The sequence below is a fragment of the Streptomyces javensis genome, from assembly GCF_039525925.1.
In the GTDB taxonomy this organism is placed as follows: Bacteria; Actinomycetota; Actinomycetes; order Streptomycetales; family Streptomycetaceae; genus Streptomyces; species Streptomyces asiaticus.
The window spans coordinates 37,155-54,002 of the sequence record NZ_BAAAIF010000060.1; the positions used below are offsets into that span (position 1 = coordinate 37,155).

The window sequence follows — 16,848 nt, forward strand, 5'->3', positions numbered from 1 at the left end:
CGTCCTTTCGTTTGTCACTTCGTGGTGACGACCTTCACCGGCACCTTCACCGTGCCGTCGATCTTCTGCCCCTTGGCGGCCTTGACGGCGTTCTCCACCACCATCCGGCCCAACTCCTTCGGCTGCTGGGCGACGGTCGCGGCGAGGGTGCCGTTCTCGACGGCCTTGAGTCCGTCCGGGGTGCCGTCGAAGCCGACGACCGCGACGGACTTGCCCGCCTTGGAGCCGAGCGCCTTGACCGCGCCGAGCGCCATCTCGTCGTTCTCGGCGAAGATCCCGTCGATGCCCGGGTGGGCCTGGAGCAGATTGGTGGTCACATCCAGTCCCTTGGCCCGGTCGAAGTCGGCGGTCTGCTTGCCGACGACCTTGATGCCCGGGTACGCCTCGAGGCCCTCCGCGAAGCCCTTACCGCGCTCACGCGAGGCCGAGGTACCGGGGGTGCCCTGGAGCACCAGGATCGTGCCCTTCTTACCGAGCCGCTCGGCGAGCGTCTTCGCGGCCAGCTTGCCGCCCGTGATGTTGTCGGAGGCCACCAGGGTCGCGATCTTCGCCTTGTTGACGCCGCGGTCGGCGGCGAGCACCGGGATGCCCGCCTTGTCGGCGGCCCGGACGGACGGGCCCGCGGCATCGGAGTCGACCGGGTTGATGATGATCGACTTCATGTTCTGGCTGGTGAAGTTCTGGATCTGATTGGCCTGCTGGGAGGCGTCGTTCTGGGCGTCGGTGACCGTAAGGCTGACACCGGCGCGCTTGGCCTCCTCCTGGGCGCCCGCCTTCAGCTGGACGAAGAAGGGGTTGTTCAGGGTGGAGACCGAGAGCCCGACCTTGGTGGACGCGCCGCCGGAGGAGCCGGAGCGCCACACGGAGGCGCCGAAGGCGATGGCGGCGACGACCACGGCGGCCAGCGCGAACTTGCCCGCGTTGACGGCCTTCCTACGGCCGCCACCGGACGGCCCGCCCGCCGCGGCCCCGGGCGCGCCCGGACCGGCCCCGGCGCGTCGGCGCACCGTGTCCAGCAGCACCGCGAGCGCGATGACGACACCGATGACGACCTGCTGCCAGAAGGCGGACACCTCCAGCAGGTTGAGCCCGTTGCGCAGCACCGCGAGGATCAGCGCGCCGATGAGCGTGCCGGACGCCTTGCCGACGCCACCGGACAGGCTCGCGCCGCCGATGACCACCGCGGCGATCGCGTCGAGCTCGTAGCCGACCGCGGCCTGGGGCTGCGCGGAGGACAGCCGGGAGGCGAGCACGATGCCCGCGACGGCCGCGAAGCCGCCGGAGAGCGCGTAGACGACCAGCTTCTGACGGGTCACCCGGATCCCGGAGAGCCGGGCCGCCTCCTCGTTGCCGCCGATCGCGTACATCGCCCGGCCCGGGTACGTACGGCCCAGCACACCCGCGGTGATCAGGCCCATCACGACCATCACGATCACCGGCACCGGCAGCCAGCCGCCGAGGGTGTCGCCGAGGCCGGACACCGAGTCGGGCACGGCTATCGGGCTGCCCTGGGAGATCACCAGGGCCAGACCGCGGCCGATCGACAGCATCGCGAGCGTGGCGATGAACGGCGGCAGCTTCCCGAAGGAGACCAGCGCCCCGCTGACCAGACCGCAGGCGACACCGGTGGTGAGCGCCAGGAGCGCCGCGAACCAGACCGGCAGCCCCTGTGAGCTCGCGGACCACGCGAGCACGGTGGCGGACAGCGCGGCCACCGAGCCGACCGAGAGGTCGATGCCCGCGGAGACGATGACGAAGGTGACGCCGAAGGCGAGGATCGCGGTGACCGCCGCCTGGACGCCGACGTTGAGGAGATTGTCGGTGGTGAGGAAGTCGCCGGACAGCAGCGCCATGGCGGCCACCAGCAGTACCAGGGCGCTCAGCGCGCCGTTGTCGAGCAGCACGCGGCGCAGCGCCGCCGAGCTCCCGGGGTCCTTCGTGGCGTCAATCGTGTCAGTGGCCACGGGAGCCCTCCTTTTCCTTGCCGCCGACCCCTTCGTCGGCGTCCTTGACGTCCTTCACTGCCAGGGCCATCACGGCGTCCTGGGTCGCTTCCCGCGCGGTCAGCTCGCCCGCGATCCGGCCCTGGGCCATGACCAGCACCCGGTCGCTCATCCCCAGCACCTCGGGCAGATCGCTGGAGATCATCAGCACGGCGTGGCCGGACGCGGTGAGCTCGTTGATGAGCTGGTAGATCTCGACCTTGGCGCCCACGTCGATGCCGCGGGTCGGCTCGTCGAGGATGAGCACCTTGCTGTCGGCGAGCAGCCACTTGCCGATGACGACCTTCTGCTGGTTGCCGCCGGAGAGGGTGCGCACCCGCTGGTCGAGACCGGCCATCCGGACGGCCAGCCGCTCGGCGACACCGGCCGCCGAGCGCCGCTGGGCGGCCCGGTCGACCAGCCCGGCGCGGGTGGCGGCGCGCAGTGTGACCAGGCCCAGGTTCTCCTGCACGGAGCCGTCAAGGACCAGGCCCTGGCCCTTGCGGTCCTCGGGGACGAGGCCGATCCCGGCCCGCATGGCGGCCACCACGTCATGGCCGGGCAGCGGGCGGCCGAGCACCTCGACGGAGCCGGAGTCGTACGGGTCGGTGCCGAACAGCGCCCGGACGACCTCCGTACGGCCCGCGCCGACCAGCCCGGCCAGGCCCACCACCTCCCCGGCCCGCACCTCGAACCCGATGTCCTGGAAGCTGCCGTTCCGGCTGAGCCCCCGGACCTTCAGCAGCGGCTCACCGGCGTCCCCGCGCTCACGCGGGTACTGCTGTTCGATGGAGCGGCCCACCATCAGCCGCACCAGCTCGTCCTGGTCGGTGCTGGCCGGGACCTGCGTGACGCTGCGGCCGTCGCGCAGCACGGTGACCCGGTCGCCCAGGGCGGCGATCTCCTCCAGGTGGTGGGTGATGAAGACGACGCCCACACCGTCCGCGCGCAGGGTGCGCACGATCCGGAAGAGCTTGTCGACCTCCTCGGTGGTGAGCACGGCGGTCGGCTCGTCCATGATCAGGACGCGGGCCTCCAGGCTCAGCGCCTTGGCGATCTCCACCATCTGGAGCCGGGCGATGCCGAGGTCGCGGACGCGGGTCCGGGGCGAGACATCCACCCCGACGCGGGCCAGCAGCTCGGCGGCCCGTGCGTCCATGGCCTTGCGGTCGATCATGCCGAAGCGGCGCGGCTGACGGCCCAGGAAGATGTTCTCGGCCACGGTGAGGTCCGGGACGAGGTTGAACTCCTGGTAGATGGTGGCGATTCCGAGCCGCTCGGCGTCCTGCGCGCTGTTGATCCGCACCGGTTCGCCGTCGACCAGGATGCGGCCGCCGTCGGGACGGTGGGCGCCGGAGACCATCTTGATCAGCGTGGACTTGCCCGCGCCGTTCTCGCCCAGGAGGACATGCACTTCGCCCCGGCGCAGATCGAAGTCCACCCCGTCCAGCGCGATCACCCCGGGGAAGGTCTTACGGACCCCCTCCATGCGCAGCAGCTCCGCCCCAGCGTCACCCACGGGCGCGCCTTCCGGCGCCGAGCCGTGGGAGCGGGGCGCCGGGTCCGCCGCCGTGGCGGGCGGGGCGCCCGAGGGCGTGGGGTCCGCGTTCGGTGCCGCCGACGCGCCCGCGTCGGCGGGGCCGGGGGAGGGCCGCTCGGACTCGGCACTCATGGCTTGCTCCCTTCGGGCTCGCCGCACGAGCGGCGGGTGACCAGGCGGGCGGACAGGGTCACCGACTCGGCGGGCCGCCCCTCGACGAGATCGATCAGCGCCGTCACGGCGGCGTGGCCGAGCGCCCCGGTCGGCTGGGCGATGGCGGTGATCGGCGGATCGGTGTGGACGAACCAGGGGATGTCGTCGAACGCGGCGAGCGCCACGTCGTCCGGCACCCGCAGGCCCCGCGCGCGGATCTCGTCCATCGCGCCGAGCGCCATCAGGTTGTCCGCGGCGAAGATCGCGTCCGGGGGGTGCGGCAGATCGAGGAAGCGGGCGGTCACCCGGCGGCCGCTGTCCGCCTGGAAGTCGCCCTGGCCGATGTGGTCCTCGCGCAGCTCCAGACCGAACTCGCGCAGCGCGGAGCGGAAGGCGTCCACCCGCTCGCGGCCGGTCGTGGTGGCCGCCGGGCCCGCGATGATCGCGACGCGGCGGTGGCCAAGGGCGCACAGATGGGCCACCAGAGCGCGGATGGCTCCCCGCCCGTCGGTGCGGATCACCGGTACCCGGTCCAGGCCCTCGCCCTCGATCCAGCGGTCCACGAAGACCATGGGGGTGCCGGCGCGGGCGGCGGCCAGCATCATCGGGGAGCCGCCGTCGGTGGGGCTGACCAGCAGTCCGTCTATGCGGCGGTCCATGAGGGTACGCACATGGTGGTCCTGGAGGTCGGGCCGCTCGTCGGCGTTGCCGATGACCACGCTGTAGTCCAGCTCGCGGGCGGCGTCCTCGACCGAACGGGCCAGCTCGGTGAAGAACGGATTCAGCACGTCGCTGATGACCAGCCCCAGGGTCCGGGTCTGGTCGGTGCGCAGCGAGCGGGCCACCGCGTTGGGGCGATAGCCGAGGTCGGCGACCGCGGCGAGCACCCGTTCGCGGGTGTCCGCGCGGACGGAGGGGTGGTCATTGAGCACCCGTGAGACCGTCGCCACGGAGACCCCGGCACGCCGCGCCACATCTTTGATGGCCGGCATCGTCCACCTCCTTGTGGAATCGATTACATGAGATTGGAATCGATTACATGGAGGGAGGCAAGGGGTCGGCCCCCGGTGAAACCGGATCGTGATATTCCGCCGTGGGGCACATATCCGCGTTCCTTCCCCACGGGCGTTGTCCACAGGCCCGAACCGCCTGTCGGCTCCCGGCGGTACGGTCGGGGCATGCTCAAACTCGCGGTGGTGGAAGGGGTCCTGGAGCGGATCACCTACGCCAATGAGGAGAACGGCTACACGGTCGCGCGGGTCGACACCGGCCGTGGCTCCGGCGATCTGCTCACCGTCGTCGGCTCGCTGCTGGGCGCCCAGCCCGGCGAGTCGCTGCGGATGGAGGGCCGCTGGGGTTCCCATCCGCAATATGGCAAACAGTTCACGGTGGAGAACTACCAGACCGTCCTCCCCGCCACCGTCCAGGGCATCCGGCGCTATCTGGGCTCCGGGCTGATCAAGGGCATCGGCCCCCGGATCGCCGACCGGATCACCGAGCACTTCGGTGTCGACACCCTCGACGTCATCGAGCAGGAGCCCAAGCGGCTGGTCGAGGTCCCCGGCCTCGGCCCCAAGCGCACCAAGATGATCGCCGCCGCCTGGGAGGAGCAGAAGGCCATCAAGGAGGTGATGGTCTTCCTCCAGGGGGTCGGCGTCTCCACCTCCATCGCGGTGCGGATCTACAAGAAGTACGGCGACGCCTCGATTTCGGTCGTGAAGAACGAGCCGTACCGGCTGGCGGCCGACGTCTGGGGCATCGGCTTCCTCACCGCCGACAAGATCGCCCAGTCGGTCGGCATCCCCCATGACAGCCCCGACCGGGTGAAGGCCGGTCTCCAGTACGCGCTGTCCCAGTCCGCCGACCAGGGCCACTGCTACCTCCCCGAGGAACAACTCATCGCGGCCGCGGTCAAGTTGCTCCAGGTGGACACCGGCCTGGTCATCGACTGCCTGGGGGAGCTCGCGGCCGAGGACGAGGGCGTGGTGCGCGAGCCGGTCCCGGGCCCGGAGGGCGGCGAGCCGGTCTCCGCCGTCTATCTGGTGCCCTTCCACCGCGCCGAGATCTCCCTCGCGGGCCAGGTGCTGCGGCTGCTGCGCACCGATGAGGACCGGCTGCCCGCCTTCCGGGGCGTGGACTGGGACAAGGCGCTGGGCTGGCTGGCCGGCCGCACCGGCGCCGATCTGGCGCCCGAGCAGAGCCAGGCGGTGCGGCTCGCGCTGACCGAGAAGGTCGCGGTGCTCACCGGCGGGCCGGGCTGCGGCAAGTCCTTCACCGTGCGGTCCGTGGTGGAGCTGGCCCGCGCCAAGAAGGCCAAGGTGGTGCTCGCGGCGCCCACCGGCCGGGCCGCCAAGCGGCTGTCCGAGCTGACCGGCGCCGAGGCGTCCACCGTCCACCGGCTGCTGGAGCTCAAGCCCGGCGGGGACGCGGCGTACGACAGGGACCGCCCGCTCGACGCGGACCTGGTGGTGGTCGACGAGGCGTCCATGCTCGATCTGCTGCTGGCCAACAAGCTGGTCAAGGCCGTCCCGCCCGGTGCCCATCTGCTCTTCGTCGGTGATGTGGACCAGCTGCCCAGCGTGGGTGCCGGGGAGGTGCTGCGCGATCTGCTGGCCCCCGGCAGCCCCGTCCCCGCGGTGCGGCTGACCCGGATCTTCCGCCAGGCCCAGCAGTCCGGAGTGGTCACCAACGCCCACCGGATCAACGAGGGGGTGCCGCCGGTCACCCAGGGCCTGTCGGACTTCTTCCTCTTCGTGGAGGACGACACCGAGGAGGCCGGGCGGCTCACGGTCGATGTCGCGGCCCGCCGCATCCCCGCGAAGTTCGGCCTTGACCCCCGCCGCGACGTGCAGGTCCTGGCCCCGATGCACCGCGGCCCGGCGGGCGCCGGCACGCTCAACGGACTGCTTCAGCAGGCCATCACCCCGGCCCGCCCGGACCTCCCGGAGCGCCGCTTCGGCGGCCGGGTCTTCCGCGTCGGCGACAAGGTGACCCAGATCCGTAACAATTATGAGAAAGGGGCCAACGGGGTCTTCAACGGCACGGTTGGCGTCGTCACCTCACTCGACACCGATGAGCAGCGGCTGACCGTGCGGACGGACGAGGACGAGGAGGTACCGTACGACTTCGACGAGCTGGACGAGCTGGCTCATGCCTATGCGGTGACCATCCACCGGTCACAGGGCAGTGAGTACCCGGCCGTCGTGATCCCGGTGACCACCGGGGCCTGGATGATGTTGCAGCGCAACCTCCTGTACACGGCCGTGACCCGTGCCAAGCGCCTTGTGGTGCTGGTCGGCTCGCGCCGGGCGCTGGGGCAGGCGGTGCGCACCGTCTCGGCGGGCAGGCGCTGTACCGCGCTGGATCACCGACTCGGCGGCGATGTGACAGTCGAGCGTGTCAGATGGGTTTCCGAACGATGACGAACGGGGCAGGATGGCCGTGAAAGGCGGCACTGAGTGCCGCCAAAAGGCTCTTCGGCCGACCCCGAGTGCACGTTCGCTACCCGAGTAGGGGAAGGTGGGGGGAGTCAGGGCACCTCGAAGAAGAGAACCAGACGTCGGTGAGGGATGACGTGAGCGACAACTCTGTAGTACTGCGGTACGGGGACGGCGAGTACACCTACCCGGTGGTCGACAGCACCGTCGGCGACAAGGGCTTCGATATCGGCAAGCTGCGCGCCCAGACCGGTCTGGTGACCCTGGACTCCGGTTACGGCAACACCGCCGCGTACAAATCCGCGATCACCTATCTGGACGGTGAGCAGGGCATCCTGCGCTACCGCGGCTACCCCATCGAGCAGCTGGCGGAGCGCGCCTCCTTCCTGGAGACCGCCTTCCTGCTGATCAACGGGGAGCTGCCGACCGTCGATGAACTGGCGGCCTTCCGTGAGGACATCACCCGCCACACGCTGCTCCATGAGGACGTCAAGCGGTTCTACGACGGCTTCCCGCGTGACGCACACCCGATGGCGATGCTGTCCTCCGTGGTCAGCGCGCTGTCGACCTTCTACCAGGACAGCCACAACCCCTTCGACGAGAAGCAGCGCAACCTCTCGACGACCCGGCTGCTGGCCAAGCTGCCGACCATTGCCGCTTACGCGTACAAGAAGTCGGTCGGCCACCCCTTTGTCTACCCGCGCAATGACCTCGGCTATGTCGAGAACTTCCTCCGGATGACCTTCTCGGTCCCCGCGCAGGAGTACGAGCTCGACCCGACCGTGGTCTCCGCGCTCGACAAGCTGCTGATTCTGCACGCCGACCACGAGCAGAACTGTTCGACCTCCACGGTCCGGCTGGTCGGCTCCTCGCAGGCCAATATGTTCGCCTCCATCTCGGCGGGCATCAACGCCCTGTGGGGCCCCCTGCACGGCGGCGCCAACCAGTCCGTGCTGGAGATGCTCGAGGGCATCCAGGCCGCGGGCGGCGACGTCGACACCTTCATCCGCAAGGTGAAGAACAAGGAAGACGGCGTGAAGCTCATGGGCTTCGGGCACCGCGTCTACAAGAACTTCGACCCCCGGGCGAAGATCATCAAGTCGGCGGCGCACGATGTCCTCTCCGCGCTCGGAAAGTCCGACGAGCTGCTCGACATCGCGCTCAAGCTCGAGGAGCACGCGCTCGCGGACGACTACTTCGTGGAGCGCAAGCTCTACCCGAACGTGGACTTCTACACCGGTCTGATCTACCGGGCGATGGGCTTCCCGACCGAGATGTTCACCGTGCTGTTCGCGCTCGGCCGGCTGCCGGGCTGGATCGCCCAGTGGCACGAGATGATCAAAGAGCCGGGCTCCCGCATCGGCCGCCCCCGCCAGATCTACACGGGTGTGGTCGAGCGCGACTTCGTCCCGGTCGAGGAGCGCTGACCTTCGCTTCTCCGGTGCCCCCGTCCTGGCTGCCTGGCCGGTCGGGGGCACTTGTATGTGAGCCGGGCACCTTCGCGCATCCGTCCCATGGGGTCTTCCGGCCGGGGGTCCTCCCGGCGGTAGCTGGGGGCGCGCCCCGGAGGCGAACCGAGCTCAAGAAATAAGCGAGAAGCGCCCCACTGCCGATCCCCCCACGGGTCGGAGCGGGGCGCTTCCCTTGCCCCGGAGCGGATTCCCCCCACGGGATCCGGCCGGGCGTCTACGGGCCCTTGCGGGCCGTTGGTGACGCGATCTGCCGGGACGCGTACCTACGGGAGGGCCGCTCAAAGCTCCCCGAGTACGTCGTCCCGGCTACGCGTAGCAGGATCCGTCCCCCAAGACGTATCCCCACCGTCCCATTAGACTCGCGACCCCCCTCGATGGTTACGTTGGGTTGTCTGTGATCTGCGTCTCTTGCCATAAGGGCCATAAAAGGGCAAGAGCCTCGATTTGAAGATCGAGGCTCCGCCGTATGGGTGTTGTGCGGCTTATGGGGACTTGGTGAATCTATGTGGATGCCGTGAAGGTCCGCAGTCGCAGACTGTTCGTCACCACGAACACGGACGAGAACGCCATCGCCGCTCCCGCGATCATCGGGTTCAGCAGTCCTGCCGCCGCGAGCGGCAGCGCGGCGACGTTGTAGCCGAAGGCCCAGAAGAGATTGCCCTTGATGGTGCCGAGGGTCCGGCGCGCCAGCCGGATCGCGTCCGCCGCCACCCGCAGATCGCCCCGGACCAGGGTCAGATCCCCGGATTCGATGGCCGCGTCCGTGCCCGTGCCCATCGCGAGCCCGAGGTCGGCGGTGGCGAGGGCGGCCGCGTCGTTGACCCCGTCGCCCACCATGGCGACCGTACGGCCCTCGTCCCGCAGCCGCTTCACCACGTCCACCTTGTCCTGCGGCAGCACCTCGGCGATGACGTCGTCGATGCCGACCTCGCGGGCCACCGCCTCCGCGACCAGCCGGTTGTCGCCGGTCAGCAGGATCGGGGTGAGGCCGAGCGCCCGCAGCTGGGCGACCGCCTCGGCGCTGGTCTCCTTGACGGCGTCGGCCACCAGCAGGACGCCGCGCGCCGCGCCGTCCCAGGCCACCGCGACCGCCGTCTGCCCCTCGGACTCGGCCGCCGCCTTGGCGGCCGCCAGGTCCTCGGGCAGCTCGATGGCCCAGGCGCCGAGCAGCTTCTCGCGGCCGACCAGCACCGCGTGGCCGTCCACCGTGCCCTGGACGCCGAGGCCGGGCTCGGAGCGGAAGTCCGCGGGCGTCGGGAGGTCGCCGATCCGCTCGGCCGCGCCGTCCGCGATGGCCCGCGCGATCGGGTGCTCGGAGGCGTCCTCCAGGGCGCCCGCGAGCCGCAGCAGCTCCCGCTCGTCCACTCCGGGCGCCGTGACGGCCCCGCGCAGCCGCATCTGCCCGGCCGTCACCGTGCCGGTCTTGTCCAGGACGACGGTGTCCACCCGGCGGGTGGACTCCAGCACCTCGGGCCCCTTGATCAGGATGCCCAGCTGGGCGCCGCGGCCGGTGCCGACCATGAGCGCGGTCGGGGTGGCCAGGCCCAGGGCGCAGGGGCAGGCGATGATCAGGACGGCGACGGCCGCGGTGAAGGCGGCGGCAGCGTCGCCCGTGGTGAGCAGCCAGCCCAGCAGGGTGCCGACGGCGATCAGCAGCACGATCGGCACGAAGATCCCCGAGACCCGGTCGGCGAGCCGCTGCACCTCGGCCTTGCCGTTCTGCGCGTCCTCGACCAGCTTGGCCATCCGGGACAGCTGGGTGTCCGCGCCGACCCGGGTGGCCTCGACCACGATCCTGCCCGACGCGTTGACGGTCGCGCCCGCCACCGCGTCGCCGACCCCCACGTCCACCGGCACCGACTCGCCGGTCAGCATCGAGGCGTCCACGGCGGAGGAGCCCTCGACCACCGTGCCATCGGTGGCGATCTTCTCGCCGGGGCGCACCACGAAGCGGTCGCCGACCGCCAGCTCGCCGACGGGGAGCCGTACCTCCTTTCCTCCGCGCAGCACGGCCACGTCCTTGGCGCCGAGCTCCAGCAGCGCGCGCAGCGCCGCGCCCGCCCGCCGCTTGGACCTCGCCTCCAGGTAGCGGCCGAGGAGGATCAGCGCGGTCACCCCGGCCGCCGCCTCCAGGTAGATCGAGGACGATCCGTCGGTGCGGGAGACGGTGAGGTCGAAGCCGTGCCGCATGCCGGGCATGCCCGCGTCGCCGAAGAACAGCGCCCACGCGGACCACCCGAGGGCCGCCAGGGTCCCGATGGAGACGAGGGTGTCCATGGTGGCCGCCCCGTGCCGGGCGTTCGTCCAGGCGGCCTTGTGGAAGGGCGCGCCGCCCCAGACGACGACCGGCGCGGCGAGGGTGAGCGAGAGCCACTGCCAGTTGTCGAACTGGAGGGACGGCACCATCGCCAGCACCGCGACGGGCAGGGACAGCGCGAGGGAGACGAGCATGCGGTGGCGCAGGGAGTCCGGCGCGGCCTCGGCGCGCGGGTCGGCCTCCGGTGCGGCGGCGCCCTCGGGGGTGCGGGGCTCGGGCACGGTGGGGCGCGGTTCCTCGGCGGTGTACCCGGTTTTGACGACGGTGGCGATCAGGTCGGCGACCTCGATCCCCGCGCCGTAGGACACCTTGGCCTTCTCGGTGGCGAAGTTCACCGTGGCGGTGACGCCGTCGAGGCGGTTGAGCTTCTTCTCGACGCGGGCGGCGCAGGACGCACAGGTCATTCCGCCGATGGCGAGCTCGACCTGCGAGGGCCCGTCGGCCGTCGCCCTGGTGTCGGCGGCGGACCCGGCGGGGGGTGCCGTGTTGGTCATCGGGGGCTCTCCTTCGTGGATGCCCCCGGCTTCAGCCGGGGGAGGAAACGAAGCTCCCGCGGAGCGGGGCAGGGAAAGCCGGTTCGCCGCCAGGGCAGACCGGCGTCCGCTATGGACGGGCTGCACGGGGCTCTCCTTCGGGTTGGGTGGTGTAGGCGTAGCCGTCCGCGCGCTGGAGCACGGTGAAGTACCGATGCCTGGCGGTGGCGAGGCCGTGGGTGGTGCGGACGGCGAAGCTCCCGCTGGCGCGGACTGCGACGCGGCCGGTGTGAGTGCCCGTGTACTTCCCGGTGGGGACGACTGCGCGGACAAGGTCGCCGGTCTGGAAGCCGAAGAACTGCTTCTGCCGGGGCAGGCGCAGGCGGGGGAAGCCGTGCTTGTCGGTCCGGGTACGGGCGTAGGTGCCGCGTCCGGTGCATCCGGCGACGAGGACCTGGCCGACAGTCTCGGTGACGGTGTCGAGCTTGCCGACGGCAAGGGCGTCGAGGGTGTGGGTTTTCGTCAGGCTGGTGCGGGTGCGGTTCCACTTCGTCCGGCCGCCGCTGCCCACGTGGGTGGGCATCCGGCTGTCGAGGGCACGCCACAGTGCCCACCGGGTGGCGTTGACGGCGGCAGCGTCCCGCAGCGGCGCCTTCGCCCGCTTCAGGACCTCCGCGGCCCGCTTGGGCGCGAACTCCTCCACGGGCCGGTTCGACTTGTGCTCGTTGCACGGGATGCAGGCCAGGACGAGGTTCGACACCCGGTCGGAGCCGCCGCGAGAGCGGGGTCGGACGTGGTCGATGTTCAGGGGCACTCCGGTGATGCCGCAGTAGATGCAGGCGCGGCCGAACTTGGCGAGCAGGTATTCGCGGACCTCCGTGCCGTGGAGGGTGCCGTGCTGGTACTCGGCGCCCTCGAGGGGCCGTCCGGCCGAGATGGCGTGGATGTCGAACGCGGCCCGTTCGACGTGTACCGCCCGGACTGGCGCCCACCGGGTGAGACGGTCCACCCACGACACCGTGGTCTCCACACGGTGACGCAACGACGGCGCGAGCCAGCCCTGCGGCCGGGTGCGGCTGAGGAACCGCGGGGCACGGTAGCGGAGGTTGCGGGTACGGCGGCCACGCCGGTAGGCGGCCCGCTGCTCCAGCTTCTTGCGGATGACCGCGCCGCGGTGGTCGAGCTGCACGCTGTACCGCCCACGACGCTCACCCGCGACCGCCGTGAACACGGCGACACCGGTGTGCTTCGAACCGGGATCGACGCCCAGCTCGACACCGTCCACCGTGCTATCGGCGGCGGTGCGGTCCCCCAGGCGGATGACGAACGGTGTGTGCCGGTGGGCGACGGCCCGGCCGGACTTCAGCAGCTTCCGCGCCCTCGCGGGCGTGGTCGGCTGCAGCGGTGTGCCGTGCTTGTCCAGGACGAACACGGCGGGATGCCGCTCACACGGCCCCGCACCGGCCCCCGCAGGGGGCTCGGTGGTGACGCCGCCAGGCGCAGGTGCACGCCTGGCAGTCTCCCCTCGACCATGTTCCGTACCGGGTGCCGCAGAGCGGCGCTGTGGGCCCGTTTCGTTCCCGATCCGGGGAATGTCTGCTGCCCACAGTTCCAGAGCCAGCTGCTGAGGAAGCACAGCTGGGTGGGTCTTCTGTCCTGCACGGAACGTAGCCAACTTGGTTCACCTCCAATGTGGTGTTGGCTTGGTCTGGTAACGGCGGCCCTCAGCCGGTTCGGCTGAAAGCCCCTCCTTTCAGGGAGGGGATCCCGTTACGTCTGGTCTCCTGGGAGGAGGGCCGGGCCGTGCGGCGGCTGTATGAGCAGGGCGGCACGGTCCGGCGGGGGTTTGGTGGGGGGCTCGCTCAGGCCCGGCCGGCGAGCTCGTAGCCCGCCTCGTCCACGGCGGCGCGGACGGTCTCGTCGTCCAGCGGGGCGGCCGAGACCACGGTGACCTGGCCGGTGGAGGCCACGGCCTTGACGGAGGTGACGCCGTCGAGGGCACCGACCTCCTCGGTGACGGCGCCTTCGCAGTGGCCGCAGGTCATACCGGTCACCTTGTAGACGGTGGTGACTGCCTCGGAGCTCATGGGGTTCTCCTGTGTGGGGTGAGCGTGACGGTCGGTGCGCAGGAGGCACCGGAATGCCTCAGCGTCTCCTGGCACTCCTCACTCTATACCCCTAGGGGGTATGGATGGAAGCCGGTGGTGCGCCGTCGGTGACGGGTGCGGTGCGCCCGCGCGCACCCCTCCGCTGCGCGGGGCGGGGGAGGGGCGGGTGGCTGGGTGCGGCGCGGGCGTCAGGGCTGGGCGGGGACTCCCTCGGTGCCGAGCACCGGGGCGAGGTAGCCGTACAGGGCGGTCTTCAACTCCGCCACGTACGCCTCGCGTTCGGCGCCCTCATGGCCGAGGATCAGCCCCAGCCCGGCCTTGAACAGGGCGAACGCCATGTTCGCGGTGTGGGTGCGGCGCTCGGGGGAGAGGTCGGGGTTGCGGACGCCGATCAGCTCGCCGATGCGGTCCTGGATCGAGTCGTGCAGGGCGGCGTGCTCCTCGAGGAAGTGGCCCGGCGCGTCGGAGGACTGGAGCAGGGTCAGGAACGCGGGGTTCGCACAGTTGAACTCGATCATCGGGTCGAGGACCGCGTCGATCAGCTCGCGCAGCGGCAGCGCGGCGTTCTCCAGGGTGAAGACCACCCCGTGGGTCTCCAGCATCCGGCGGTTGAGGCGCTCGCCGAGCTCGACGGCGATGGCCTCCTTGTTCGGGAAGAACTGGTACAGCGTGCCGGGGGAGACCCCGGCCTCGCGGGCGATGGCGTTGGTGCTCGCGGAGGTGTAGCCGGCGCGGCAGAAGACGCTGGCCGCGGCGTCGAGCAGCTGCTGGATCCGGCGCTCGCCGCGTGCCTGTCTGCGGCGCGGCCTCGCCTTCTCGTCGGGCTGGTCCGCCTTGCTCTCGGTCACCTGTTTTCCCCGGCTCTCCGTGTTCGATTGACAAACACGAGCGCCCGCTCGCATTCTTGAGAAACGCGAGCGGTCGCTCGTGTTTACCGCCCATGGTAATCAGCGACCCGTGCTGCCTACGGACATTTGGTGGCGGCATGGGGCACAGGTGAAGGGGACACCGCGCCATGACCGATGTCAACCGCCCACCCGAGGACCGGATCGGAGGGTGGACCCGCCTGGTCACGGCGCGTCCTCGGCTGTCCCTGCTGATCGCTTTGATCTTCACCGCGCTGGCCGTCGTAGCCGGGAGCGGAGTCGCCGACCGGATGGGAAGCGGCGGCTGGGAGGACCCCGCGTCCGAGTCCGCGTATGCCACCAAGGCGCTGGAGAAGCGCTTCCCCGCCTCCCAGCCCAATCTGATCCTGCTCGTCGACAGCGGTAAGAAGACCGTGGACGATCCGGCCGTCGCCGCCGAGGCCCGGGCGCTGGCCAAGAAGCTCTCGGGCGAGAAGGCGGTCACCGGGGTCACCTCGTACTGGACCACCGGCGCGTCCTCGCTGCGCGCCCGGGATCGGGGCGAGGCGATCATCGCCGCGCGGATCCTGGGCGATGAGTCGGCCGCGGGCAAGGCGCTGGAGCGCATAGCGCCCCACTACCGGGGCGCCCACGGCCCGGTCGAGGTGCGGGTCGGCGGAATGGTCGCGGTCCGCCATGAGCTCCAGACCACCATCCAGGAGGATCTGCTGCGGGCCGAGATGATCGCCCTGCCCATCACTCTGGTGCTGCTCGTGATGGTCTTCGGCAGCGCCGTGGCCGCCCTGCTGCCGCTCGGGGTCGGCATCATCGCGATCCTCGGCACCGACGCGGTGCTGCGCGGGCTCACCGAGTTCACCGATGTCTCGGTCTTCGCGCAGAACCTGACCACCGCGCTCGGCCTCGGACTCGCCATCGACTACGCCCTGTTCATCGTGCGCCGCTTCCGCGAGGAGCTGGGCCGGGGCGCGGAGAAGCTGCCCGCCGTCGCGGCCACGCTGCGCACCGCCGGGCGCACCGTGCTCTTCTCGGCGCTGACCGTCGCCGCCTCGCTCGCCGCCATGCTGGTCTTCCCGCAGTACTTCCTGCGCTCCTTCGCCTATGCGGGGATCGCGGTGGTGCTGATCGCCGCCACCGCCGCCCTGGTGGTCCTGCCCGCGGCGCTCATCCTCCTGGGCGACCGGGTCAACGCCCTGGATCTCACCCGGCTGCTGCGCCGTGGCCGCCCGGCCCGGGGCGGTGAGTCCGGGGCGGGGTGGGCGCGGCTGGCCCGGCTGGTGATGCGGCGCGCCCCGGTGTTCGCGCTGGCCACCGTCGCCGGTCTGGTGGCGCTGGGACTGCCGTTCCTGAGGGTGGAGTTCGGCACCGCGGATGACCGTCAGCTGCCGTCGAGCGCCGAGTCCCATGTGGTGCAGCAGCACATCCGGGAGGGGTTCCCCGGCGGCCCCGGGGGTGCGGTGGAGGTCCTCGCCGAGGGTGGCGGCACCAGCACCAAGGCCCTCGCCGACTACAGCGCCAAGGTCTCCGCCCTCCCCCAGGTGCTGCGGGTGGACAGCCCGGCGGGCCGGTTCGCCGACGGGCGGCGGGTGGCCGAGCCGGGTCCGGCGGAGGCGGCGCGGCTGTCCAATGGCTCGGCGGAGATCACCGTGCAGCCCAAGGGCGAGGCCGTGGACACCGCCAGCCAGGACCTGGTGCGGACGATCCGCGCCCAGGAGCCGTCGTTCACCACCTCGGCGACCGGCACCGCCGCAGTCCTGGTGGACACCAAGGACTCCATAGCCGACCGGCTGCCCTGGGCCGCGGCCATCATCGTCGCCGTCACCCTGCTGCTGGTCTTCCTGCTCACCGGAAGCGTGCTGATACCGATTCAGGCCGTGCTGCTCAACGCGCTCAGTCTGACCGCGATGTTCGGCGCGGTGGTGTGGGTCTTCCAGGACGGGCATCTGTCCGGCCCGCTCGCCTTCACCACCTCCGGCGATATCGAGACCACCCTGCCCGTCCTGATGTTCTGCGTCGCCTTCGGGCTCTCCATGGACTACGGGGTCTTCCTGCTCTCCCGGATCAAGGAGGAGTACGACCGCACCGGGGACCATCAGGCGGCGGTGGAGTTCGGACTGCGGCGCACCGGCGGCCTGATCACGGCGGCGGCGCTGATCCTCGCCGTGGTGATGGTGGGCATCGGCACCTCGCGGGTCACCAACACCAAGATGCTGGGGCTGGGCATCGCCCTGGCCGTGCTGATGGACGCGATGGTGGTGCGCGGGCTGCTGGTGCCGGCGGTGATGAAGCTGACCGGCCGGGCCACCTGGTGGGCCCCGGGCCCGTTGCGCCGGCTGCACACCCGGTTCGGGCTGAACGAGGGGGAGTCCACGGATGCCGCCACCGACGGCGATGCCGACGATCGCCGGTGCGGTGGCGAGGGCGGACCTCACGGTGAGGACGGGGCTCAAGGGGAGGGGGAGAAGGCGCGGGACCGGGTGAGTACGGGCATCTGACGCCTCAC

10 protein-coding genes are annotated in these 16,848 nt (G+C 71.1%); 3 read left to right on the forward strand and 7 right to left on the reverse strand.

Annotated features, from left to right (window positions below):
- Positions 1 to 14: 14 nt before the first annotated feature.
- The 3 genes from ABD329_RS36255 to ABD329_RS36265 form a co-directional block, all read right to left on the reverse strand.
- Positions 15 to 1,964: an ABC transporter permease/substrate-binding protein gene (locus tag ABD329_RS36255; protein ID WP_198278294.1), complete on the reverse strand. Its 1,950-nt coding sequence runs from the start codon at positions 1,962 to 1,964 to the stop codon at positions 15 to 17.
- Positions 1,954 to 3,471 carry a sugar ABC transporter ATP-binding protein gene (locus tag ABD329_RS36260; RefSeq protein WP_198278297.1) on the reverse strand — a complete coding sequence of 506 codons (1,518 nt, stop codon included), beginning with the start codon at positions 3,469 to 3,471 and terminating at the stop codon, positions 1,954 to 1,956. The genes ABD329_RS36255 and ABD329_RS36260 overlap by 11 nt, the downstream gene beginning before the upstream one ends.
- Before the next feature lie 179 nt (positions 3,472 to 3,650).
- Entirely contained in the window at positions 3,651 to 4,667 is a 1,017-nt protein-coding gene (locus ABD329_RS36265; RefSeq protein ID WP_198278293.1) for a LacI family DNA-binding transcriptional regulator, read from the reverse strand.
- A gap of 186 nt (positions 4,668 to 4,853) precedes the next feature.
- On the opposite strand from ABD329_RS36265, the gene recD2 reads away from it, so the two are divergent.
- Positions 4,854 to 7,097, forward strand: a complete 2,244-nt coding sequence (gene recD2 / locus ABD329_RS36270) for an SF1B family DNA helicase RecD2 (protein WP_198278292.1) — start codon at positions 4,854 to 4,856, stop codon at positions 7,095 to 7,097.
- Positions 7,098 to 7,249: 152 nt separating this feature from the next.
- Positions 7,250 to 8,539 carry a citrate synthase gene (locus ABD329_RS36275; RefSeq protein ID WP_198278291.1) on the forward strand — a complete coding sequence of 430 codons (1,290 nt, stop codon included), beginning with the start codon at positions 7,250 to 7,252 and terminating at the stop codon, positions 8,537 to 8,539.
- Between the two features lie 546 nt (positions 8,540 to 9,085).
- On the opposite strand, the gene ABD329_RS36280 is transcribed toward ABD329_RS36275, so the two are convergent.
- From ABD329_RS36280 to ABD329_RS36295, 4 genes are all read right to left on the reverse strand, one after another.
- Positions 9,086 to 11,395, reverse strand: coding sequence for a heavy metal translocating P-type ATPase (locus ABD329_RS36280; protein WP_198278290.1), 2,310 nt, complete (start codon positions 11,393 to 11,395; stop codon positions 9,086 to 9,088).
- A gap of 109 nt (positions 11,396 to 11,504) precedes the next feature.
- Positions 11,505 to 12,806, reverse strand: a complete 1,302-nt coding sequence (gene iscB, locus ABD329_RS36285; RefSeq protein WP_309142778.1) for an RNA-guided endonuclease IscB — start codon at positions 12,804 to 12,806, stop codon at positions 11,505 to 11,507.
- A 430-nt stretch (positions 12,807 to 13,236) separates the two neighbouring features.
- Positions 13,237 to 13,503 (reverse strand): heavy-metal-associated domain-containing protein, encoded by a 267-nt coding sequence (locus ABD329_RS36290; RefSeq protein ID WP_086881363.1) that lies wholly within the window; start codon positions 13,501 to 13,503, stop codon positions 13,237 to 13,239.
- Positions 13,504 to 13,670: 167 nt separating this feature from the next.
- Positions 13,671 to 14,330: a TetR family transcriptional regulator gene (locus ABD329_RS36295; RefSeq protein WP_309142790.1), complete on the reverse strand. Its 660-nt coding sequence runs from the start codon at positions 14,328 to 14,330 to the stop codon at positions 13,671 to 13,673.
- 167 nt (positions 14,331 to 14,497) lie between these two features.
- Here ABD329_RS36295 and ABD329_RS36300 point away from each other — a divergent pair, with 167 nt between their 5' ends.
- Entirely contained in the window at positions 14,498 to 16,840 is a 2,343-nt protein-coding gene (locus ABD329_RS36300) for an MMPL family transporter (protein WP_198278654.1), read from the forward strand.
- Positions 16,841 to 16,848: the final 8 nt, after the last annotated feature.